Origin of the sequence: Vibrio ichthyoenteri ATCC 700023 (assembly GCF_000222605.1) — a bacterium.
In the GTDB taxonomy this organism is placed as follows: Bacteria; Pseudomonadota; Gammaproteobacteria; order Enterobacterales; family Vibrionaceae; genus Vibrio; species Vibrio ichthyoenteri.
On record NZ_AFWF01000077.1, the window covers coordinates 1 to 234 of the forward strand.

The 234-nt window shown below is 45.3% G+C and carries 1 pseudogene; it reads left to right on the forward strand.

Features of this window, described 5'->3' with window-relative positions:
* A pseudogene (locus tag RH85_RS22240) lies at positions 1-234 on the forward strand (IS30 family transposase); the annotation flags it as partial.

Sequence of the window (234 nt, forward strand, 5' to 3'; positions counted from 1 at the left end):
AACCTGCTCGCGCACAACAAAAAGCTCGAAGTAGACTGAGTCGTTCAAGGCGAAATAAGCGTTACTGTAAAACTGACTTTAGGTTGGCTGAAGCCTTATTGAAACTGGACTGGAGCCCAGACCAGATCGTTGGCTACTTAAGATTAAGAGGCTATCCAACAATGAGTCACGAACTCATTTATCAGTACGTCTGGAACGATAAAGCAGAAGGCGGAATGCTATGGAAACACCTGC